Annotated in this window: 18 protein-coding genes, 1 tRNA gene and 1 pseudogene; 10 read left to right on the top strand and 10 right to left on the bottom strand. The window is 61.8% G+C overall.

The window, feature by feature from the left end; genetic code table 11:
• Nucleotides 1-33 precede the first annotated feature (33 nt).
• Nucleotides 34-366: a SorB family sulfite dehydrogenase c-type cytochrome subunit gene (sorB, locus tag NWI01_RS08265; RefSeq protein ID WP_141383399.1), complete on the bottom strand. Its 333-nt coding sequence runs from the start codon at nt 364-366 to the stop codon at nt 34-36.
• An 11-nt stretch (nt 367-377) separates the two neighbouring features.
• The gene (gene sorA / locus NWI01_RS08260) at nt 378-1,580 is read right to left on the bottom strand and encodes a SorA family sulfite dehydrogenase catalytic subunit (protein ID WP_141383398.1); all 1,203 of its coding nucleotides are present in this window, start codon (nt 1,578-1,580) and stop codon (nt 378-380) included.
• A gap of 379 nt (nt 1,581-1,959) precedes the next feature.
• Between sorA and NWI01_RS08255 the strand changes: the two genes are divergently transcribed.
• Nucleotides 1,960-3,630, top strand: coding sequence for a glycosyltransferase family 39 protein (locus NWI01_RS08255; RefSeq protein WP_141383397.1), 1,671 nt, complete (start codon nt 1,960-1,962; stop codon nt 3,628-3,630).
• Between the two features lie 6 nt (nt 3,631-3,636).
• Here the strand turns inward: NWI01_RS08255 and NWI01_RS08250 are convergent, their stop codons facing one another.
• Entirely contained in the window at nt 3,637-4,812 is a 1,176-nt protein-coding gene (locus NWI01_RS08250; protein WP_181410413.1) for an isovaleryl-CoA dehydrogenase, read from the bottom strand.
• A 110-nt stretch (nt 4,813-4,922) separates the two neighbouring features.
• Nucleotides 4,923-6,404, bottom strand: coding sequence for a methyl-accepting chemotaxis protein (locus NWI01_RS08245; RefSeq protein WP_141383396.1), 1,482 nt, complete (start codon nt 6,402-6,404; stop codon nt 4,923-4,925).
• Between the two features lie 480 nt (nt 6,405-6,884).
• Between NWI01_RS08245 and NWI01_RS08240 the strand changes: the two genes are divergently transcribed.
• From NWI01_RS08240 to NWI01_RS08230, 3 genes are all read left to right on the top strand, one after another.
• Nucleotides 6,885-8,354, top strand: coding sequence for a YcjX family protein (locus tag NWI01_RS08240; RefSeq protein WP_141383412.1), 1,470 nt, complete (start codon nt 6,885-6,887; stop codon nt 8,352-8,354).
• On the top strand, nt 8,351-9,397 hold the full coding sequence (locus NWI01_RS08235) for a YcjF family protein (protein ID WP_141383395.1): 1,047 nt from the start codon (nt 8,351-8,353) through the stop codon (nt 9,395-9,397). The genes NWI01_RS08240 and NWI01_RS08235 overlap by 4 nt, the downstream gene beginning before the upstream one ends.
• A 148-nt stretch (nt 9,398-9,545) precedes the next feature.
• Nucleotides 9,546-9,620 (top strand) — tRNA-Val (locus NWI01_RS08230).
• Between the two features lie 150 nt (nt 9,621-9,770).
• Here NWI01_RS08230 and NWI01_RS08225 read toward each other — a convergent pair.
• The 3 genes from NWI01_RS08225 to NWI01_RS08215 all read right to left on the bottom strand — a co-directional run bounded on the left by NWI01_RS08225 (nt 9,771) and on the right by NWI01_RS08215 (nt 12,465).
• The gene (locus NWI01_RS08225; protein WP_011316181.1) at nt 9,771-10,028 is read right to left on the bottom strand and encodes a hypothetical protein; all 258 of its coding nucleotides are present in this window, start codon (nt 10,026-10,028) and stop codon (nt 9,771-9,773) included.
• Between the two features lie 141 nt (nt 10,029-10,169).
• Complete coding sequence (locus tag NWI01_RS08220; protein WP_141383394.1) at nt 10,170-10,841, bottom strand: metallophosphoesterase; 672 nt, start codon at nt 10,839-10,841, stop codon at nt 10,170-10,172.
• 79 nt (nt 10,842-10,920) lie between these two features.
• The gene (locus NWI01_RS08215; RefSeq protein WP_141383393.1) at nt 10,921-12,465 is read right to left on the bottom strand and encodes an acetolactate synthase large subunit; all 1,545 of its coding nucleotides are present in this window, start codon (nt 12,463-12,465) and stop codon (nt 10,921-10,923) included.
• Nucleotides 12,466-12,693: 228 nt separating this feature from the next.
• Here NWI01_RS08215 and NWI01_RS08210 point away from each other — a divergent pair, with 228 nt between their 5' ends.
• The 5 genes and pseudogenes from NWI01_RS08210 to NWI01_RS19580 all read left to right on the top strand — a co-directional run.
• Nucleotides 12,694-13,257 carry a L,D-transpeptidase gene (locus NWI01_RS08210; protein ID WP_141383392.1) on the top strand — a complete coding sequence of 188 codons (564 nt, stop codon included), beginning with the start codon at nt 12,694-12,696 and terminating at the stop codon, nt 13,255-13,257.
• A 326-nt stretch (nt 13,258-13,583) separates the two neighbouring features.
• Nucleotides 13,584-13,784, top strand: a complete 201-nt coding sequence (locus NWI01_RS19585; RefSeq protein WP_244613692.1) for a hypothetical protein — start codon at nt 13,584-13,586, stop codon at nt 13,782-13,784.
• A 595-nt stretch (nt 13,785-14,379) separates the two neighbouring features.
• On the top strand, nt 14,380-14,574 hold the full coding sequence (locus NWI01_RS08200) for a hypothetical protein (protein ID WP_141383391.1): 195 nt from the start codon (nt 14,380-14,382) through the stop codon (nt 14,572-14,574).
• 354 nt (nt 14,575-14,928) lie between these two features.
• Entirely contained in the window at nt 14,929-15,354 is a 426-nt protein-coding gene (locus tag NWI01_RS08195) for a PadR family transcriptional regulator (protein WP_141383390.1), read from the top strand.
• A gap of 377 nt (nt 15,355-15,731) precedes the next feature.
• Nucleotides 15,732-15,848, top strand: a pseudogene (locus NWI01_RS19580) (IS5/IS1182 family transposase); the annotation flags it as partial.
• A gap of 318 nt (nt 15,849-16,166) precedes the next feature.
• Here the strand turns inward: NWI01_RS19580 and NWI01_RS08190 are convergent.
• The 3 genes from NWI01_RS08190 to NWI01_RS08180 all read right to left on the bottom strand — a co-directional run bounded on the left by NWI01_RS08190 (nt 16,167) and on the right by NWI01_RS08180 (nt 20,577).
• Nucleotides 16,167-16,985, bottom strand: a complete 819-nt coding sequence (locus NWI01_RS08190; protein WP_141383389.1) for a formate/nitrite transporter family protein — start codon at nt 16,983-16,985, stop codon at nt 16,167-16,169.
• A gap of 71 nt (nt 16,986-17,056) precedes the next feature.
• The gene (locus tag NWI01_RS08185) at nt 17,057-17,308 is read right to left on the bottom strand and encodes a hypothetical protein (protein WP_141383388.1); all 252 of its coding nucleotides are present in this window, start codon (nt 17,306-17,308) and stop codon (nt 17,057-17,059) included.
• A 20-nt stretch (nt 17,309-17,328) separates the two neighbouring features.
• On the bottom strand, nt 17,329-20,577 hold the full coding sequence (locus tag NWI01_RS08180; protein ID WP_141383387.1) for an ATP-binding protein: 3,249 nt from the start codon (nt 20,575-20,577) through the stop codon (nt 17,329-17,331).
• Nucleotides 20,578-20,767: 190 nt separating this feature from the next.
• Here NWI01_RS08180 and NWI01_RS19320 point away from each other — a divergent pair.
• A partial coding sequence (locus tag NWI01_RS19320; protein ID WP_210242954.1) for a hypothetical protein occupies nt 20,768-21,039 on the top strand: 272 nt, incomplete at its 3' end.

The following is a 21,039-nucleotide window of genomic DNA, read 5'->3' as shown; positions in this document are numbered from 1 at the left end:
CCCGCCCCGATGATGAATGTGCGCCTTGCGCCGTCAATACGTGGCAGCCAGATAATCCACGATCTTGCCGATGTCGGCCTCGTCGATCTGCGCGCCGTACGCCCTGATCATCTTGTTGACTTCCGCCTGCCAGAAATCCTTCCCGAACTTCGGGCCGCGAGGCTGGGTCGCGATGTAATCCGCCGAATGACAGGCCAGGCAATTGTTCTTCACGACGTCGAGATTTGGTCCCGGCTTAAATTCGATCGTCTCACGCGGCAGTTCGTAGGAACGCGGCTTGGCGGTGGCCTCCTTCGGCTCATAGGCGCAGACGCTCGCGGCCAGCCCGATGCTGGTCGCGAGGGCAAGAGCAACGGAACGCGTCATGGGAACCTCCCTCAAGAGACGGTCACGCGGACGGTCTCAATGACATTGCGCATGTAGCCGGCGGGATTCCATCTGGCCTCAGTCGGCTGCACTTCGCCGCCGTTGCTGGTGGCGCGCACCTTCAATTCATGTGCTCCCGCGCCAAGTCTGACAAGCATCCTCCATTCACGGAATGCGTACCGCCCATAATCCCGGCCGAGCCGCGTGTCCGTCCAGGTCTCGCCGCCGTCGACCGAAACATCGACACTTCTGATACCCGTGCCGCCATCGAACGCGATCCCCTTCAAAATCTTTCCGCCGCGCCAGAGTTGCGCGCCTTCGGGGACGTTGGTGATGAAGGAGCGGACATTGAGCCTGCTGATGGGGACCGTCGCTGTCGGCGTCGTGCCCGGTTCGACGCAGGCGCAGGCATTGTCGGGAATCCGATAGGCCGTCTTCATCCAGAAATTGTCGTAGGTGCTGTCGATGACGGTGATCTCATTGAGGTGCTTGACCCAGTAGGTGCCGTAATATCCGGGAACGACGAGCCGAAGCGGAAAGCCGTTCAGGAACGGCAGGTCTCGTCCGTTCATCAGATGGGCCAGCATGACCTCGCCGTCACGCGCGTGATCCACATCGAGCGCCTTGGCGAAATCCGGCGTCCTGTCACTGACGGGGCCGTCCATGCCTCCGAAAACCACCTGCTTCGCGCCCTGCTGCACGCCGGCCCGATCGAGCACGGTCTTGAGCGAAACGCCGCGCCAGCGTGCGTTGCCCATCGCGCCGTGACCGAGCTGGCCGCCTGCGACCCGGGGATCGACGAACCCCCGGCTGTTGCCGGAGCACTGATTGACCGCGATGATCTCTGTCTGCGCCATCGCTTTGATGTCCTCGAGCGACAACCTCAGCGGACGATCGACCTTGCCCTTGATCTCGAGCGTGAAGGTGGCGGGATCGATGTCGAGCGGGATGTCGGCAAGATGATAGCGGACAAAGAAGGCGTCGTTCGGCGTGATGGGGCCATCGTTGAAAACCGGGAACGGTGTTTCGAGTTGGGGCGGCCGGCTGGTGATCCCGATCATCGGGCGCTTCTGGGGGTACTTGACCAGCGGGCGTTCGCCATTGCCGAAGGGCATCGTCACGCTGTCGAGCGCCAGGGCTTTGTATGGGGCCAGGCCGACGCCGAGCGCCAGCCCCGCGCCGAGGCGTTTCAGCATGTCCCGTCGGTCGAGCATGGCGTGTTCTCCCAGGCTTCTTACCTTTTACAAGGCTTCCATCGAGGCGGTCGCGGGCTATTTCCTCCGGCAAGTCTCGCACCGCCAGCCCGCAAGTCAATCAATGCCTTCGCGTGATGGCGGCGGGGATGGTCTATGGAGATTTCTGTTCGGGATTCCGGCTCGGGCGGAATTATGCTGCTGCCGCTTGTTCCGGAACTCCCCGGGAGCGCTTTGATTGACAGCGGAGGCGGAGTGGTCAAGAAAGCGCGACCTATAGCGTTTTCGACCGAAGAATGTCCTCGGGCTTGAGCCCTAAGGATGGATGACCTGTTCGCGCGAAGAAAACGCGTCAAAACAATAATCCAGAGCTTCGCCTCTGATTCAATCAGAAACGAAAATGCTCGAAGCTGCCGGAGCGAGGATACGCGACGGACGCAACCTCGGCATCCAGATGATCACCGCTGATCCTGATCACCCCCCGCTGCATCATGAACGTCCGGCGCGTTCGTCGTTGCTTTGGTTCGCGGCGTTGATTGCCGCCATGACCGCGATGCGATGTGTTTTTGCCGGTGTCCTCGAACTGCGCACGGATGAGGCCTATTATTGGACCTGGTCGAAGGAAAGCGCACTGTCGTTTCTCGATCATCCCCCGATGATCGCGTGGTTCATTCGTTTCGGCACCGCGATTTTCGGCGATACGAATTTCGGTGTCAGGTTCGCCGGGCTGCTGGCGATGCCGGTATCGCAATTGCTGCTGGCCGACATCGTCCGCCGGGTCACGCATGACATCCGCGCCGCCTTGCTGGCGGTTCTGATGATGGAATCGGCGCTGTATTACGGCCTGCTGATGGCGAAGGTCGCGCCCGATATCGCGCTGATTCCTTTTCTTCTGGCGATGGTCTGGTCGCTGGTGAGGCTCACTGAGAGCGGGGATGCGCGCTGGTGGCTTGCGGCCGGCCTTTTCGGGGGGCTTTCGCTGCTGTCGAAGCTGACGGCCTTGTTGCTGATCCCCGCCATCGCCGCTTTCATCCTTGTGCCGGACTGGCGCCTGCGCTGGCTGCGCAGTCCGTATCCATGGCTCGCAGCGGTGATTGCCGTCGCGGTGTTCTCGCCGGTCCTGATCTGGAACGGGATGCACGACTGGGCCTCGTTCAGGTTTCAGTTTGTTCGCGCGACAGCGGCGCATGATTTCAACATTCGCACGCTCGGCGATTACATCGGCCTTCAGTTCGGCCAGGTCGGACCGATCCTGCTGCCGGTGGTGTTGTTCGCCACAGGCCTCACGGCATGGCGCGGCTACCGGCATCGCGATCCCGTCGCCGTGCTGCTGTCGACCGCCGTACTGGTCCCGTTCGGGTACTTCCTCTGGAAATCGCTCACTCTTCGGGTCGGCGACACCTGGCCGATGTTCATCTGGCCGCTCGGCTTCGCGGCGGCCGCGATCGACATCGCGATACGGCCGCGCGAAAAATGGCCGGCATGGATGGTGAAATGGTCAATGTTCTGGGCCAACGCCGCGATTGCGTCGGGCCTCTGTCTCGTCGTCGTGATCTTCCTCTATTACACCGTCAGTCCGTGGAATTTCATCGGCAAGACCGACCCGATCGGCGGCGAGGCGGGGTTCGCGCAGGTCGCGAGCCGTGCTGAAAGCGAGATGCATAACTCCGGGGCGAGCTGGATCGCGACCAACGATTACCGTGTTTACGCGATGCTGCGCTGGCATCTCAGGGATCGCGTGCCGGTGATCCAGATCAACGAGCGCAGCCGCTTCCTGGGGTTCCGGGATCCGGGTCTCGACAGGATTGCCGGGCATGCCGGGCTCTATGTCGCCCGGAAGCCGGATGACGCCTCGATTCTGGCCTCGACCACGGCGGTGCTCACACCGCTCGGCCAGGTTCAGCGGATCTGGCGCGGGCGGGTCATGGATAGCTATGTGCTGGAAAAGCTGACCGGCTGGACGCCCGAGCTATCGCCGCCGCGGGACTCGCCCTTCTACAGATGGCGACAGCTGGCCGAAAGCGGTGCGGTTGTCCGTCCAGAGATTTTCACTGCTTCATGGAAACGGTGAAAGACTCTAGGCGCTCTTCTCGAACAGTTCGCGACCGATCAGCATGCGACGAATTTCGCTTGTGCCCGCGCCGATCTCATAGAGTTTGGCATCGCGCAGCAACCGGCCGGCCGGATAGTCGTTGATGTAGCCGTTCCCGCCCAGCAACTGGATCGCGTCCAGCGCGCATTGCGTCGCTTTCTCCGCGGAGTAGAGGATCGCCCCCGCCGCGTCTTCGCGCGTGATCTCGCCGCGATCGCACGCCTTCGCCACCGCATAAACATAAGCGCGGCATGCGTTCATGGTGACATACATGTCGGCGACCTTGGCCTGCACGAGCTGGAAGCTGCCGATCGGTTGTCCGAACTGCTTGCGCTCGTGCACATACGGCATCACGACGTCCATGCAGGCCTGCATGATGCCGAGCGGACCGGCAGCGAGCACGGCGCGCTCGTAATCGAGGCCGGACATCAGCACGCTGACGCCGTGGCCGGCTTCCCCGAGTACGTTGTCCTCAGCGATCTCGCAATCCTCGAACACCAGCTCACAGGTGTCGGAGCCGCGCATGCCGAGCTTGTCGAGCTTCTGCGCGGTTGAGAATCCATTGATGCCTTTCTCGATGATGAAAGCGGTGATGCCGCGCGCGCCCGCGGCGGCATCGGTCTTGGCATAGACTACCAGCGTGTCCGCGATCGTGCCGTTGGTGATCCACATCTTGCTGCCGTTGAGAACGTAGCGGTCGCCTTTCCTGTCGGCACGCGTCCTCATCGAGATCACATCTGAACCGGCGCCCGGCTCGGACATCGCCAGCGCGCCGACAGCCTCGCCGGATATCAGCTTCGGCAGATATTTGCGCTTCTGCGCTTCGCTGCCGTTGCGGCGCAATTGATTGATGCAGAGATTGGAGTGCGCGCCATAAGAGAGTCCGACCGATGCCGAACCGCGCGAGATTTCCTCCATCGCGATGCAGTGCTCGAGATAGCCAAGACCGGAGCCGCCGTAGTCCTCTTCGACCGTGATGCCGTGAAGGCCGAGCGCGCCGAGTCTCGGCCACAGATCACGCGGGAACTGGTTGGACGTGTCGATCTCGGCGGCACGCGGCGCGATTTCATTGGCGGAAAAATCGCGGACCGTCTCGCGGATCGCATCGGCGGTCTCGCCGAGATCGAAATTGAAAACACCAAGACTATTGGAAATGGTCACGCGACGTCTCCCGCAAGCGCGACCGGAGACCGATCGCGTTTTGTCCCCGAACCAACCATGCCATGGAGAGGGGACGGAGAGAAGTGGTGGCACGACGGCCTGCCAACCGCTTACGCCACCGCGCGCGATGCGTCCTTGACTTTGCGGGTTGCGGCATCGACGGACTGCGTGACGTCGGCGATCTCGCTCATGCTTGCGGTGATATCGGCAACACTCTTGGCAGCGACCTGCATATTGGATGAGATACTTTGCGTTACAGACGCCTGCTCCTCGACCGACGCAGCGATGGCCGCAGATATTTCGTTGATGCGCGATATAGTCTGGGTGATGGCCTCGATAACGCCGACCGCGTTTACGGTGGTATCTTGAACTTCGGCAACCTGACCGCTGATTTCCTCGGTGGCCTTGGCGGTTTGTGATGCCAGGCTTTTCACTTCCGACGCAACCACCGCGAAACCACGACCGGCCTCGCCTGCGCGGGCTGCCTCAATCGTGGCGTTAAGCGCCAGCAGATTGGTCTGCTCGGCTATGCTGTTAATAAGCTTGACGACGTCGCCGATTTTCTGCGCGGCCGTCGCAAGCCCGGCAACGATGGTGCCGGTCTCATTCGCCTGCGTGACCGCCTGTTGGGAAATGGCAAGCGCGTCCGATGCCTGGCGACTGATCTCGCCAACCGACGCCGCGAGTTCCTCAGCGCCAGCTGCGACCGCCTGCATGTTGGCGGACGCTTGCGTCGAAGCACCGGCGGCTGAGTTAACGCGCTCCGACGTCGCGGCAACGGACACCGTGATCTGACCGAGGTCCGTATCGATGGATCTTTGCAGATCGGCACGACGCATACGGTCTTGGACTTGAGCCGTCACGTCGGTCGCAAACTTGACCACCTTCATGAGCGACCCCTCCACATCCTGGATTGGATTGTAGGATGCTTGGATCCAGACGGCCCGGCCGCCTTTTCCGATCCGCTTGTACTCCGCGGCCTGATATTCACCGCGCCGGAGCATGTCCCAAAACGTCTGATAAGCCGCGCTGTCGCGCTCGTCGGGCTCGACGAACATGCGGTGATGATGGCCCTGGATCTCGTCCAGACGGTAACCAACCGTCTTGAGGAAATTGTCGTTCGCGGTGATGATCGTCCCGTCGGGATTGAATTCGATCACGGCCTGTGACTTGTGAATCGCCTTAAGCTGACCCTCACAATCGGCATTGCGCAGCTTCTGTGTCGTGATGTCGGTAGCAAACTTGATCACCTTGTAAGGCTTGCCGCGCGCGTTCATCAGAGGATTGTAGGAAGCCTGGATCCACACAGTTCGCCCGCCCTTGGCGACTCGCTTGAATTCTCGCGCCTGATATTCGCCGCGACGCAGCGAATCCCAAAACTCGAGATATTCAGCACTGTCACGACGTTCATTGTCGACGAACATGCTGTGATGCTTGCCGCTGATTTCCTCGAGCGTATATCCCATCGCATTGAGAAAATTCGCGTTCGCGGTGATGATCGTCCCGTCGAGATTGAACTCAATGACGGCCTGAGACCTGTTCAGCGCGTCGAGTTTCGCGTTCGCATCGCGAGATGCCAGTAGAAAGCTCATGATTGTCGTCCCCAACTGCCCGCAAATACAATCTGCGCGAGTAGTTAAGCTTCTTTTACTACCAACAAGAGTGAGGAGGAATTTTGCGGAAACGGAACGGACAGCCGAAGCGGTAAACTCATGTAGAGCCGCCGAGACCGTCGATGTTACGCTCGTATTGCCGGCAAACGCGCGCTAACCCGTTAGCCGGGGCAAAGATTTCTGGGAGCGAACCGCAACCATCTCGAGGAGTCGTCTGCGTTGTTCCGCTCGCGCATTAAGCCGCATAAGCCCGGACGAGGGCCGAATACAGCCGTACAAGACCGGCTCCGCGGTTACTAAAGATCACGCCGAGTAGAGCGTCCGAGGGTCAACGAAACCTCAACCTAATTGACGTACGACTCACTGAACAACGAAACCCAGGCCGGCAATCGCCGCTTTCCGATTGTCCACGAACCTTATGTGCGCCATTGCAGGCTTCATCACCGACATCACATCAACATGGCCGCCAGCTTTTCCGATATCGTTGAAGAAGCGCGCCTGTCGGCACGCGCGTTGCTGGACTACGGCGAAAACTTCTTCAACCCGACGATCAGGCTCGGCGTGACCGGCCTGTCCCGCGCCGGCAAAACCGTGTTCATCACGGCGCTGGTGCATGGCCTGTCGCGCGGCGGCCGGTTTCCGGTTTTTGAATCTCTCGCCAGCGGTCGAATCGCACGCGCGCAGCTTGCCCCGCAGCCGGATGACGCCATACCGCGATTCAATTATGAACATCACGTCAACACCCTGATCGCGGAACGGCGCTGGCCGAGCTCGACAGTCGACATCAGCGAGTTGCGGCTCGTGATCGGCTATCAGCGGCAGAACGGCTCGGATCAGACGCTGACGCTGGATATCGTTGACTACCCCGGCGAATGGCTGCTCGACCTGCCGCTGCTCGACAAGAGCTATGAACAGTGGTCGGCCGAGAGCCTCGCGCTGTCGCGGCAACAGCCGCGCGCGCGCCTCGCCCAGGCCTGGCACGCGCATCTCGCAACCATGCGGCCCTCGGCGCGCGAGGATGAACAGGCGACGCTCACCGCCGCCCGGCTGTTCACAGACTATCTTCGCGGGTGCCGGGACGAACGCTTCGCCATGAGCCTGCTGCCGCCGGGCCGTTTCCTGATGCCGGGCAACCTCGCGGGCTCGCCCGCGCTGACCTTCGCGCCGCTCGACCTGCCGGCCGGCGGAATCCCGCTTGACGGATCGCTCTGGACGATGATGCGGCGGCGCTATGAGGCCTACAAGGACCTCGTGGTGCGGCCGTTCTTCCGCGATCACTTTTCGCGGCTCGACCGGCAGATCGTGCTGGTCGACACGCTCGCCGCCTTCAATGCGGGACCGGAAGCCTTATATGACCTCGAAGCGGCGCTTGCCGGAATTCTCGATTGCTATCGTGTCGGCCGCAGCACGTTACTGAGCACACTGTTCCGGCCGCGGATCGATCGCATTCTGTTCGCCGCCACCAAGGCAGACCATTTGCATCATATCAGTCATGACCGGCTTGAAGCGATCCTCCGGCGCATCGTGGAACGCGCCGCCTCGCGGGCCGAAGTCGCCGGCGCAACCATCGATGTCGTCGCCCTGGCGGCGGTTCGCGCCACGCGCGAGGCCCAGGTGCGATGCGGCCGCGAGAAACTGCCGTCCATTCTCGGCACGCCCCTTGCCGGTGAAGCCGCCAATGGCGAGACCTTCGACGGCAATACCGAGGTCGCGACGTTTCCGGGCGACCTGCCCGAGGATGTCAAGAGCCTTTTCAGCGGAAACGGCGCATTTCGCGGGCTGTCGACATCCGCTATGGATCAGGCCGACTTCCGTTTTCTGCGCTTTCGTCCCCCGCGCCTCCAGAACGAAGGAACCGGCGAGCCGTCGCTGCCCCATATCCGCCTCGACCGGGCGCTCCAGTTCCTGATCGGAGACCGACTGCAATGAGTGAGCGTACCGGCCAGCGCCGTCCCGTCACCTTCAAGCTCGACGATCCGCACGTCGTGGTCCTGGAACGCGACGAGGCCGCTATCCGGCCAGCGCGCGGCAGCATCAGCATCACGCCGGAGGCGGAACCCGAGCCCGACCCCGTGCTGCTGCCGGAATCGCTGGACGCGCCTCCGGTGCCGGCGCGGAAGGGATTTCGCTGGGGGGTGCTGTTCTGGTCATCGCTGGCCGGCCTCATCCTGCTCGGCACCGTGCTGGGTGCGATCAACCTGATCGGAGATCTGTTCGCGCGCAGCGAGGGGCTTGGTTTCCTGGGGCTGACGCTGGCGGCGCTGTTTGTCGTGGCATCGATCGTCATCGCGGCACGCGAGATCATTGGCCTTGCCCGTCTCGCCACCATCGAGAACCTGCATCGGCGCGCGCTGGCCGCGATCGCGGCTGACGATCGCAAGGAGGCGGATGCGGTGGTGCGCGATCTGGTGAAACTCGCGCACAACGATCCGCATCTGGCGCGGGCGCGGGCCACGTTGCGGAGCCACAGCACCGACATCATCGACGGCGCCGATCTGGTGCGGCTGGCGGAGCGCGAACTGATGGCTCCGCTGGATCAGGAGGCCCGCCGGCTGGTGTCGGTGGCGGCGCAGCGCGTGTCGATCGTCACCGCGATCAGCCCCCGCGCCATCGTGGACGTGCTGTTCGTATTCGCCGCCGCGATGCGGCTGGTGCGGCAGCTCGCGCGCCTCTATGGCGGAAGGCCGGGCACGCTCGGGATGATCCGGCTGATGCGCCACGTCATCGCGCATCTCGCAATCACCGGCGGCATCGCAGCCAGTGACACGCTGATCCAGCAGATGGTCGGTCAGGGCATCGCCGCGAAACTGTCGACGCGTCTGGGCGAGGGGGTGCTCAACGGATTGCTGACAGCCCGTCTCGGGCTGGCGGCGATCGACGTCACCCGGCCGATGCCGTTCACGGCGCTGCCACGGCCCGCGCTCGGCGATCTGGTCAAAGATCTGTTGCGCAAGCGCGACGGCGGCAACTGAGCTGTCGTGCGGCGTCCCTGGACACGAGCGGCCGGTGGAAGTCCGCTTGACACTCCTGCCCCGCATTCCCTAAATCGCGACTTCGTCGCCGCGCCGGGTCGGGCTCGATCCCGAAGTCTGGAAATTCCACCCGGCGGATGACGATCCCGGGCGCATAGCTCAGCGGGAGAGCGTTCCCTTCACACGGGAGAGGTCCAAGGTTCGATCCCTTGTGCGCCCACCATTCTGGATTTACAGCGTTTTCGAACGACGCGGATGCCGGTTCGCGTGAAGAAACGGATCAAATCAAACAGACAGAGTTTCTCATCGTTTCCGTGAAGCGGTAAATAAAGGCTCTCGCCGTGCGGCGCGCCTTCATGTTCCGCCCGATCATTCAAAGCAGCTTTGTTCGCGCGAGCAATGCGCGCAACGCATCGGTCGCCTTGCGGCTCAGCATCGCGTTACCCGCGGCGGCCTCGAGCGCCGCGCACGCGTCCTCATGCAGTGTGCGAAACTCCGCCCACTCGGCGGTGCTCAGGCGGGTGATGAAGTCATAGGCCTGTCCCACGGTGGCGATAGCAATGGACTCGCCGTTCACCGTGATGCGGAACGTCGCCTGCAGTTTCGTGATCGAGTCCGAGACCTTGTCCATTGCCACACGAAGACCTGCGCCTCGCGCGGCCGTCAAGATAAACCATCGGGCTATCCCACGAAAGAACCCGGCCGGCTTCTTATCCAAAGCACACGGATGATCCAACGCGGCGCTGCGGTTTCCCCTTTTCGGGGTTCTGCTCTAACTCCCAAGAGCCGGGCCATGAACGACGATGAAATCGACCGGCCCGCCCGGCGTTGCGTCATCGAACACGCCGGTCACGAGACGGCCTGTTCGCCATGCTCCGGTGTCAAGATTGGTCCGGCCCAGGTACAGTTCCGGTCCCTGGGCGACCGAGTTGTGTCCATGCACGACGTGACGGCCGTCAAAGCCAGAGGCATCTCCCTTGGGGTAGCGTTTCCAGAGCAAGGTGGTTTCGGACTGCGCATCGCGCGCGATGCCGCGATCGAGTCCGGCGTGAACATAGATTCGGTGCGCATCGATATGCATGAGCGGCAATGTCTCAAGCCAGGCGATGTCCGCCTCGGGAATGCAGGAGGCATCACCACCATATGAATCCACGACCGCATCGCCCCCGCGCTTCAGCCAGCGCGTCATCGTCGCGGGATCGCGACACGCCGAAATCATCATCGCGTCGTGATTGCCTTTGAGCGGAACGAAGCTCCAGCCCGCCGGCATTCCGCGCCGCAAGCGGGCGATGACCTTGTCGCTGTCCGGTCCCTTGTCGACGTAATCGCCGAGCATGACGAGGGTGCCCCCATTGCCGGCGGCGTGGGCATGAATCTCGTGCAGGGCCTGGCTCAGCAGATCGAAACGGCCGTGAATATCGGGAATGACATAGGTCAGGCTCATCAAAACTCCCGCCACCGGTGCGCGCTTCCGTCGCGCTCCGTGCATCGGCTGTCGTTCACGACGGCATCCCGCATCGTCGTCACATCCGCACTTCGATCAGGCGCGGCCCCTGCTCGGCCGTGACCTCCGCAAGCGCCCGGCTGAACTCATCGGCCGTGGTCACGGCGCGGCCCGGCACGCCCATGCCTTTGCCCAGCGCGACCCAGTCGAGCGGGGGGCGGTCGAGGCTGAGCATGTCCATGGCTTTCCTGCCGGGCTCGCCTGCGCCGACACCGTCGAACTCGCCGCGCAAAATCTGATAGAGGCGATTCGAGAAAACGACCGTAACGACGTCGAGGCTTTCGCGGGCCTGCGTCCATAGCGATTGCAACGTATACATCGCGCTGCCGTCGCCGACCATGCAGATCACCTTGCGGTCGGGACAAGCCACCGCAGCGCCTATCGCCACCGGCGTCGAAAATCCGATCGAACCGCCCATGTTCTGTAGCCAGTCATGGGGTGCGGCGCTGGCGGTCGGTGGAAAAAATCCACGGCCGGTCGAGATCGACTCGTCGACGATGATGGCGTTCTCGGGAAGGGACATCGCGATCGCCTGCGCGATGGAGGCGGGATTGAGTGCCCCCTTGGGCCACGCCAGTTCCATCGGCTGCTGCGGCTTCGGATCCTGCGCCCTGGCGCCGACAGCGCCGGCCAATGCCTCCAGCGCTGCTATCGTATCTTCGCCCTTCGCCGTCATGCGATGCACCTCGCAGCCCTCGGGCTTCAAGCGGCTCGGCTTGTCCGGATAAGCGAAGAAAGCGACGGGATCGTTGGCTTCAACCAAGATGATGTTGCTGAAGGGCTTCAGTGCGCGCAACGCCTGCTCGATCGGATAGGGAATGCGCTCCACGAAAAAGCGGCCGCGGCCGCGCGCCATGCGCGCGTTATAGGTCTCTGCCATCACCTGGCAGCCCGTCTTGCCGGCGATGCCGGCGGCCAGCGCCAGCCCCCTTTCGGTCAGCGCGCGCCCGCCGAGCAGAAGCAATGTCTCGCCGCTGCTGCGCAGGATCTTTGCCGCGCCGTCGATCGCCTGCGGTGAATAATCCGGGCGTTGCGGCGCCCCGGTGACTTCGGCGAGGCCATCGGCTTCGCTCCATGCGGCGTCGGCGGGCAATATCAGCGTTGCGATCTGCGGTGGCGAACCCCTGGCCGCGGCGACGGCGGCCGCGCCGTCACGAGCGACCGATCTCGAATCCGAAGACGTTCGGACCCAGGCCGACATCGGCCGGGCCAACGCTTCGATATCCGAGGTTAGCGGCGCGTTGCATTCGATGTGGGGGATCGCATGCTGGCCAACGATATTGACGACGCCTGAGCCGGCCTTCCTGGCGTTGTGAAGATTGGCAAGGCCGTTGGCGAGGCCCGGTCCGAGATGAAGCAGGGTGCAGGCCGGCGTACCCTTCATGCGGAAATAACCGTCCGCCGCGCCGGTCACCACGCCTTCGAACAATCCGAGCACGCAGCGCATGCCTTCCAAGCGGTCCAGCGCCGCAACAAAATGCATTTCCGATGTGCCGGGATTGGCGAAGCACGTGTCCACGCCGCTTCTGATCAGCGTTCGGACCAGGCTTTCAGCGCCGTTCATCTTGTACTCCGCTGTTCAATTTTCGGTGTTCCCTGATCAACATCGCTCCCGCCGCGTCCTCACCGGCCCTGCCGGTGACCACCGTGGCGTTCCGCATGACTCTGGGCGGGAAAGCTGATGTTTTTTCGCAACGTCAACAGGGAAGAAGCATCCCTGCATGAGGGCGACTTGCGAAATCAGGCGAATTATGGCCTGACTCACAGTCAAATCTATTGATGCGAGGAAATAATGACGCGCGTTTTGGCTCTTTTGATTGCCACCGCCTTTGTTTTCAGTGCGAAGCCGGCTCTCGCCCAATTCCTTGATACCGGCGACTTCATGAATTTTGGCTCCGGTTATACATCCGCAAGTCCGATCCCCCGGCAGCTTGTTTATTTCCAGAGCCGGTATGCGCCAGGCACCGTTGTCATCAGGACTGGCGAACGGAGGCTCTATCTCGTCCTCCCTGGGGGCCAAGCACTGAGATACGGGATCGGCGTTGGCCGCGACGGCTTCCGCTGGAGTGGCGTTCACCGAATCAGCGCCAAGAAGGAATGGCCAAGTTGGACGCCGCCCGCGCAGATGCTGCGCCGTCGTCCGGATCTGCCGCGCTTCATGAGAGGCGGCGTTGAAAACCCGCTCGGCGCGCGCGCAATGTATCTCGGCTCTACGCTCTATCGGATTCACGGCTCAAACGAGCCGGAGACGATCGGTCAGGCCGTGTCCTCCGGCTGCTTTCGCATGACCAACGATGACGTGGTGGACCTTTATAGCCGCGTGTCGGTGGGCACGACGGTCGTCGTCAAGAACTAGCATTCCCGCTTCTGATTGAATTGGAAGCGGCGCTTCCGATTGTCGTTCTGACGCATTTTCTTCACGTCTGTTTCAACGGCGTTGACTCAGACCCGTCGCCCATCTTTTTGTTTGCGCATGATCTTTTCCGAGAACCGGTTTCCACCTCCCGGGATCATGCTCCAACGGGGTTTTTAATCGTTCCATCTCATTGGTGAACATCGGACTCGCTTTCCAAGGGCAGAAGGCGCATACTTTACTTACCACCACGAGGGTTGTGGCTTCTAAACAGGGCTCCGGAGAACGCTGCTCGCGATCCGGCCCTTTTTCAAACAGGGAGCAACGCCATGAGGGTGCAACGCGGTTTGCGTGAGTTGAAGTCCTTGAAAGATCGGTTGGCCGAATTTGCCGCAGGCGTCAACAAGGTGGCCGGCGAACCTTCTCCGACAGCGCGCAACGATGAAGCGTTGAGGAAGCGTCGTCTGTCGGACATCGCGGCCCATATCGACCGCTGGGCGAATTCGCCGGGATTGCAGACGCCGAAGTGAAGCTGGTACGCCGCGTTCGACGTCAAGTCCGCGTTTGGTGTCAAGCCAACGTGCTTTTGACGTGGAGAATCGCGCGCAGGTGCTTGCAGGCATCCGGTCTTGGTCTCGGGCGGCTGTGTCTCGGGCGGCTGTAGCGGCCTTCGCCCCGATGATGCGAGGGTGGCCTCATGTGTTCAAGGCTCACGAGCTTCAAGGGAAGCAAAGAAAAAGCCATTCTTGTTCAAGAATGGCCTTGTTCAAGAATGGCTTGAGGCGAGCCATGGAGATCAATCCAGCCCTGTGTACTGCCGTTACCTTGTTTGCAGCCATACCTAATCAGGATGCCTCATATTGGGTGATTCGTCTGTGACCTGATTAACACAGCCGGTTCCGGCCTTTATCAGAGCGGCAAGATATCGGGCCCGCGGCGGACGTTGGTGCTGTTGAGTTGGCGGTCATTGCTGGCGGTGAGAACGTATCGGCGCGTTCGGGCTGCACTCCGAAGATCGCTCGATACGAAATGTATCGCGTCTTCATTGGCGAGGGAACCGACCTGTCTTCCAGAGGTTGGCGGACATCAGACACTGAAAGTCTCTAAATCATCAGGAGGGACGCCATGCTCTACGCACTGTTCGATCACGACAGACGCATTGGCGAGTCAGCCTCGACGGAACTGGGGGCCTGGGAGAACGCGCTGCGGGCAGGTCTCATTTCGGATATCCCCGTCGCTGATGAGCAAGGTGGTCAGGTTTTGCCGCCGGGCCTCCGCGTCAAACGGGTGGATGAAAAATCTCCGCCGAGACCGGAGTGAGGGCTTCGGCTCCACGACGGTCTTGTGGTCAATCGGTTGTCCGGATTGCCGTCGACGCCGATCTCTCTCCCCGTTCGACGTCGTCCTGTCGTCGTCTTAGGAGGCTCGCATGGGTTCGCGACGGCACGGCCGACGAGTGCTGGAACCGGCACGAAACCGCCATCGCGCAGTCAGGACGGCAGATTGTTGTTGAGCGAGGTGACACCCGGTTCGGTTGAGGAAACGCGTCAAAACCACAATCTGGAGTTCTGCTTCCGATTCAGTCAGAAGCCGTATGCTCTAGGAAATATGTCTTGCGTTACAGCATAATATGGGTTTCTTTCCAGCAAAGAGACATCTTCACGGAGAACAGAAATGACGGCTCCATCATCAAAAGGTGTGGCCGAAGGCGATCTGCGTCTCGTTGCGCTCTCACTCATTTCCGAGGCGCCCCGTCACGGCTACGACGTTATCCAGACGGTCGAGAAAATGACGGCTGACTGGTTTCTACCCAGCCCCAATGTCGTCCATCCGATGTTGGCCAAGCTCGTGGAAGAGCGTTGTCTGACAGCTTCTGCCGATCCTCCCCGGCTTTTCAGCATTACTGACGAAGGCCGCGCCTATCTTGAGCAGCATCGCGAACGCGCCGATGCCGTTCTCAACCGGCTGAAGGCTCTCGGCGAACGCGTCACCCGCTGGCGCCAGGCTCTTGGAGTTGCGGAACGGCAGAAGGAGGCCGACGCAGATTCCACGGAAGGACTGCTGGATGTCCTTGCCCGCGCAGCCATGCCGAGAAAGTAGCCTGCGCCAAACGTAAGGTGGCTGGCAGTCATCACCGTTTCGGATTGAACGGTCGGTGAGACCCTTGATTGCGTCCCTTGGACCGCTGCTTCTGAAATAGAGGGAGTGTCAGCCCGCTTCGACCCGAAATAGGTCGGCTCGCTTAGGTGATGTGGGCTCTTTGGCTTCGCGAGGTCATTCAAGGTTGCTTTTAGCAGGCAAACCACGGGGTATCGCGGACCGTCCGATCCTGAGCGATGGGGTAATGGGCACGGACGTTGCCCCTGTATTAGAGCATTATCGCTTTTGACTGAATCAGAAGCGAAGCTCTGGATTGTTGTTTTGACGCGTTTTCTTCACGCGAACCGTTTCTACTTCGCTCGAAAACGCTATAGCGAGATCAAGTACTCGGGCGCTCGCGCGGCGGCCTGAGCACCAAACCCTACATGGCTGCGTGGACTGGGCTGTCGGTTCGCTTTACTCTCGCCGCAGAGCGGAAAGGCACCGCACCGCAGCCGATGCCCGATCGGGTATTTGCGCTGTCGGACATTTTCATTGTCGACGCGGCCTGGAGTACTTCCCGGTGAAGCGGATGACCTGTTCGCCGGCAAGAGATGCGACCGGACAATCACTTCTGGTATGGTCAGATTTAACTTGATCGCATCATGCTCGAGAGCTTCGCATCTGATGAAACCAGAAGCGAAGCTCTCGATTTGGTTTTTCGCGCGACCTCATGTCCATCCCCGGGTCTAGCCCGAGGATATGTCTTGTTCCAAAACGCTAGAGAGTCTTGGGTGACTCAGGATCCGCATACGAGGACCTGGGTGAATGTCTTAGTCTTTCTGCAGCGTGTGCGTGAAGTACCACAGCGTGCCGTTGAGGACCATCGCTCCCAGAATATTGCCGATCGTGACCGGGATCTGATTCCACACCCACCACTCGTAGATGGACACGTTGGCGCCCGAGAGAATGGCGGTGGGGAAGAGCCACATGTTGACCACGGTGTGCTCGAAGCCCAGCGCAAAGAACATTCCGATCGGTATCCACATCAGCACGACCCGGCCCACGGTGCTGCGCGTCGCTTTGGACATCACGGACCCGAGGCTGACCAGCCAGTTACAAAGGACGCCCTTACCGATCGCGGCGCACCAGCCGATGAGACCGTAATGAATATACTCGATCTTGTGCTCGGCGGTGTGTGCGATGACCTGGAGCATCTTGTCCGGCTCGACGGCGCCACCCTTGGTGAGCGAGAACCACAGCAGCCAGCCGAAGAATATGCCTCCGAGCAGGTTGCCGCCGAGGGTCCAGAACCAGTTGCGAATGAGCTGAAACGGAGTGATCGTCCCGGCGTACATGCCGATCGGCATCGTGGCGAAGCTGCCGGTCGCCATCTCCAGGCCGAGGAAGCTCAGCGTGATGTAGCCCGCCGGGAAGACAAGCCCGGCTACCGCGAGCGGTATGCCTGCCGCGACCATCGCGAAGACGACGCTTGCGCCATAAGCCAGAAAGGGCGTGCACAAGAAGCCGCGAATGAGTAGGTGAATGGTGCCGTACTTGGCTTTTTTTGCGGCGTCTGCCGCGATCGCCGCACCCATATCGGACGGCGGCACCGTTTCGATCACAACGCTGGCGTTCGCATAATCGGCCATTGCGTTCCCCCCTGCATTTGATTTTTCCGGTCGCCGCCGAGCAGGCGGCGCCGTTATCGCTCAAATGCATATCAGATATCTGAATATCGTGCAACGTCGAGACGAAGTGTCACACGCGAATCGAACTTGACGCGCGCGAAAAAAATCATCGGGCGCTCATGCTCGTCGCGCGCAGCCGATCGCGAGCGCAACTGCAAGGCGCCGTGCTGCAGATATTCGTTACCTGGAGGAAGGCGAATCCTGAGCATGGTCTGATCGAGATGAATCGGATCATGCTCAAGAACATCATTGCCGGTCGCATTGTCTTGCGGCGAACAGGTCATCCGCTTCGCCGGAAAATGCTCTAATCCGTCAAGGTCGAGATCTGTTCGGTGAACCAGTCCAGATCTTTTTTCCAGCCGGCATTCTCAGGTGCGCGCATGACGACGCGTTCCATGGCGGCCTGTCCCTGCCGCAATGCGGCCAGCGCGCTATTGGGATCGTTGGACCGGCGATACATCTCGGCCAGATGTCCCTGGCTCACGGCCACACCGCGCTGCAGATCGACGTTGCCGGGGTCGGCAAGCGACAGCCGCTCCATGATCGCCAGCCCTTCGCGGAAGGACTTTTCGGCCGCTTCCAGATCGCCCTTTGATTCCAGCACCTCGCCGAGACGATCGTAAGATACTGTCAGGTCGCGCTGCCATCCGACGTTGGATGGATCGCGTTGCGCAAGCCGTTTCCTGATCTCGAGCCCTTCGTGGAAGGCTTTCAACGCCTCGTCCACCTCGCCCTGTGCTTCCAGCACGTCGCCGATGCAATCGTGCGACACCGACAGGCTGCGCTGCCAGTTGATGTTATCGGGATCGTTGCGCGCCAGCCGCTCTCTGATCGCGAGCCCCGCGCGATAGGATTTCAGCGCGTCGGGCAGATTGCCTTGCGCCATCTGCACGTCACCGACTTTCTCATAGGATACGGACAGATCGCGCTGCCAGCCGGTGTTGTTCGGATCGATGCGCGCCAGCTTCTCGGCGATCGCGAACTGATCCTGGAAGGCGCTCAGCGCATCGCCCATGTTGTCCTGCGCCATCAGCACGTCGCCGATGCGGTCGTAGGAAACAGCCAGACCGCGCTGCCAATCGACATTGTCGGGATCGGCGTTCGCCAGGCGCTGCCTAATCGTCAGCCCTTCATGGAAGGCTTTCAATGCGTCGGGCAGACTGCTCTGCGCCACCAGCACATCGCCGATCTTGGCGTGCGACACCGACAGGTCGCGCTGCCAGCCGACATTCTCGGGCTCGGTGCGCGCCAGTTTCTGGGCGATCTCAAGCCCGGTGCGGTAAGATGTCAACGCGTCAGGCAGTTTGCCCTGCGTCACCAGCGCGTCGCCGATGCGATCATGGGAGATCGACAGGCTGCGCTGCCAGCTCGTGTTTTCCGGGTGGGCCTTTGCGACCCGCTCCTTGATCGTCAGTCCGTTGCGGAAGAATTCGAGAGCCTCCGGCAGCTTGCCCTGCGCCATCAGCACGTCGCCGACGCGATCGTAGGCGAGCGTCCGTTCGCGTTGCCATTTGTTGTCGTCGGTATCGGCGCCGCGCGCCAGCCGCTCGCTGATTTCGAGCTGGCTCTGGAACGCGCCCAGCGCGCCCGGAAGATTGCCTTGCGCCATCAGCGTTTCGCCGATCTTCTCATGGCACAGCGAGATCTCGCTGTGCAGGTCTGCGTTGTCGGGATCGCCGTTCGCCAGCCGCTCGACAACGGCGAGCTGCTTGCGGATCGAGTCCAGCGCCTCGTCCAGCTTGCCTTGCACCGCAAGCAGATCGCCGATCTTCTCGTACGAGATCGACAGATCGTGCTGGAGCCCGGCATTGTCGGGATCCGCGCCCGTCAATTTCTCCCGGATCGCAAGTCCCTCACGGAACGACGTCAGCGCTTCAGGCAGCTTGCCCTGGGCCACCAGCACGTCGCCGACGCGATCGTGGGCAACCGACAGATTGCGCTGCCAGCCGGCATTGCCGGGTTCGTCACGCAGCAACTGCCGGAACGTTTGTTCGATCGCGTTCAAAATGATCAGGCGAACATCGGAAGCAACGTGCCTGCCCGCCGCATCGTCAAAACTGAAAAGCAGGCGCTCGGCCACGCGTGCGCGGACGGAATGATCCGGGTTCTCAAGCAAACGGCACATCTCGCGCGCGGCGCTCGCCGGAGTGCCGGTGGCCGGCGCGACGATCGCATCGGCGAGCGCGTATGTGGCGCTACGCAGTTCCTTTTCTCCGAGCGATGGATCGCCATAGTGCCGGGCCGCGCGCGCCTCATCCTTGCTTGCCAGCAGATGGACCATGGTTTCAGTCACCCGCAGCCGGTCGTCCGGCGCAAGCGTCAGAAGGTGATCCGCGATCAGCAGGTGCAGTTCGGGATTCGTAACGCGCAGCGCGGCAAGGCGCGAACGGGCGGCGGCGCGCGCCTGGGAATGGTTGAAATCCAGTTGCGCAAGGTCGCCGTGCTGGTGAATCTGGCCGCGGAACAGGTTGCGCAGCGTAGCGAAGCGTTTCTGGTCCCATGCCTCGCCACCGACCTGCGGCAGCAATTGACGGAAGTCACTCTCCCGCCATCCGGTCCGGCCCGCCGAAAGAAGGCCGATGAACGCCGCCGCGATCGCCGGGCTCAACAGTTGGGCAGCGCTATCGAATGTCGCGCGGCAGAGGAGCGGAATGTCGGTCGGCATCGCGCCGACCGCATCCAGCATCGCACTCTGCAGGCGCTGCTCCGGAGAGCCGGCATACTCACGCTGCATGTCGGCGAAATCACTGCTGTCGAGCAGTTCGAGTTCCTCGAGCGCCAGCACCAGCCATAACGGATTGCCCCAGGCCGGCCCGCCCGCATGTTTCTTCGCGAGCAGTGCGTCGATCACCGGTGAAGTCAGCTTGCGCTGGTTGCGCTTGCAGGTTGCTTCGATGATGCCCTCCGCCTCGGGCGACTCCAGCGACGGCAGAGCCAACGTTTCCACGCCGGAGCGCTCGGACAGCGCCTTGGAGGCGCCACCGGCCAGGCCGGTCGCGACCAGGCGCGCGTTGATCGGCCAGAGCCGCGGCAGCCAGGCCGTAAACTTCCCGCGCGAGGTCTTCTTGAACTGGTCGATCGCGTCGATCAGGACAACCACGCGCCGTTTCGAAGCCATCCGCACTAGCAGCGACGCGAAGGCCCGCTCGACAATCTCCGGATCGATATTGGCGGCGAGGTCGACATCGCCGGCGCCGAGGGCGCTGCCGAGCTCGGCGATCCAGCGGCGTAGCATGGCATCGATCGATGAGGCCTGCGGGGTCGCTTCGGCGGCATGCGCAAGAATGAAGGCGTCGGTTTCTTTCAGGCGGCGCAGAAGCTCGCCGAACAGGGCACTCTTGCCCGAGCCCGGATCGCCGGTGATGCAGATCCCCCAGGGCGGGCCTTCTTTCGTGGGAGAAAGCTCCTTGGCGGGAGAGAGACAGAGGTCGGTGACGCGCGCAAGCACCGACTGCCTGCCGACGAAGTCGCGGGCGCGATCGTCGGCAAAGCTCTGGAGCGCGTTGCGCTCCGCCTGCATCTCCTCGATCGTGCTGCTAACGGATACCGACATCGTGAAACCTCACTGAACAACTCGTTTATATCATCGTCGTGGAACTGGAAAAAAACCGACCAGCCGCGACATCAGCCACAAGACGTTCGCCGAATTCGCGCCGAAGCGTCGCATCGCCGGCGCGGAAGGTCTTGTTGGCACCTCGTGAAAAGCTTTCCGCATGGTCCGCATTCGAACGATCGCCGGGAGCATGCATCGTGCGAAGGCGGCGGTCGCGGGAGCCGCAGGACAGGTGTTCAAGTCCGGACCTGCGGCGCTCCAGCGTCTGTACGGGCTTGAAACCATGGCGTCAACGTGCCCGGCCAGACTGGAAATCAGAACGGAGAGGGGAAGAGGGCGCGATTGCTGCGATCTCCCAGCGGGCCGCGAGCCGGCCGGCCAGGAGCCGTTTTCGAACCATGCGGGACGCATCATCGTGCTGGAATCTTGTTGGAAGTCGACAACGGCCGCGGATGCTAGAGC

Origin of the sequence: Nitrobacter winogradskyi (genome assembly GCF_006539545.1) — a bacterium.
Taxonomy (GTDB): Bacteria; Pseudomonadota; Alphaproteobacteria; order Rhizobiales; family Xanthobacteraceae; genus Nitrobacter; species Nitrobacter winogradskyi_A.
This window is presented reverse-complemented; position numbering and strand designations above follow the sequence as displayed.

What these genes read in the sequence shown, in the direction of transcription:
- NWI01_RS08255 (WP_141383397.1), top strand. Translation starts at nt 1,960, where the DNA reads ATGCTCGAAGCTGCCGGAGCGAGGATACGCGACGGACGCAACCTCGGC.
- NWI01_RS08180 (WP_141383387.1), bottom strand. Translation starts at nt 20,577, where the DNA reads ATGTCGGTATCCGTTAGCAGCACGATCGAGGAGATGCAGGCGGAGCGC.
- NWI01_RS08225 (WP_011316181.1), bottom strand. Translation starts at nt 10,028, where the DNA reads ATGGACAAGGTCTCGGACTCGATCACGAAACTGCAGGCGACGTTCCGC.
- NWI01_RS08235 (WP_141383395.1), top strand. Translation starts at nt 8,351, where the DNA reads ATGAGTGAGCGTACCGGCCAGCGCCGTCCCGTCACCTTCAAGCTCGAC.
- NWI01_RS08190 (WP_141383389.1), bottom strand. Translation starts at nt 16,985, where the DNA reads ATGGCCGATTATGCGAACGCCAGCGTTGTGATCGAAACGGTGCCGCCG.
- NWI01_RS08210 (WP_141383392.1), top strand. Translation starts at nt 12,694, where the DNA reads ATGACGCGCGTTTTGGCTCTTTTGATTGCCACCGCCTTTGTTTTCAGT.
- NWI01_RS08195 (WP_141383390.1), top strand. Translation starts at nt 14,929, where the DNA reads ATGACGGCTCCATCATCAAAAGGTGTGGCCGAAGGCGATCTGCGTCTC.
- NWI01_RS08220 (WP_141383394.1), bottom strand. Translation starts at nt 10,841, where the DNA reads ATGAGCCTGACCTATGTCATTCCCGATATTCACGGCCGTTTCGATCTG.
- NWI01_RS08245 (WP_141383396.1), bottom strand. Translation starts at nt 6,404, where the DNA reads ATGAGCTTTCTACTGGCATCTCGCGATGCGAACGCGAAACTCGACGCG.
- sorA (WP_141383398.1), bottom strand. Translation starts at nt 1,580, where the DNA reads ATGCTCGACCGACGGGACATGCTGAAACGCCTCGGCGCGGGGCTGGCG.
- NWI01_RS08215 (WP_141383393.1), bottom strand. Translation starts at nt 12,465, where the DNA reads ATGAACGGCGCTGAAAGCCTGGTCCGAACGCTGATCAGAAGCGGCGTG.
- NWI01_RS19585 (WP_244613692.1), top strand. Translation starts at nt 13,584, where the DNA reads ATGAGGGTGCAACGCGGTTTGCGTGAGTTGAAGTCCTTGAAAGATCGG.
- NWI01_RS08200 (WP_141383391.1), top strand. Translation starts at nt 14,380, where the DNA reads ATGCTCTACGCACTGTTCGATCACGACAGACGCATTGGCGAGTCAGCC.
- NWI01_RS08240 (WP_141383412.1), top strand. Translation starts at nt 6,885, where the DNA reads ATGGCCGCCAGCTTTTCCGATATCGTTGAAGAAGCGCGCCTGTCGGCA.
- sorB (WP_141383399.1), bottom strand. Translation starts at nt 366, where the DNA reads ATGACGCGTTCCGTTGCTCTTGCCCTCGCGACCAGCATCGGGCTGGCC.
- NWI01_RS08185 (WP_141383388.1), bottom strand. Translation starts at nt 17,308, where the DNA reads ATGACCTGTTCGCCGCAAGACAATGCGACCGGCAATGATGTTCTTGAG.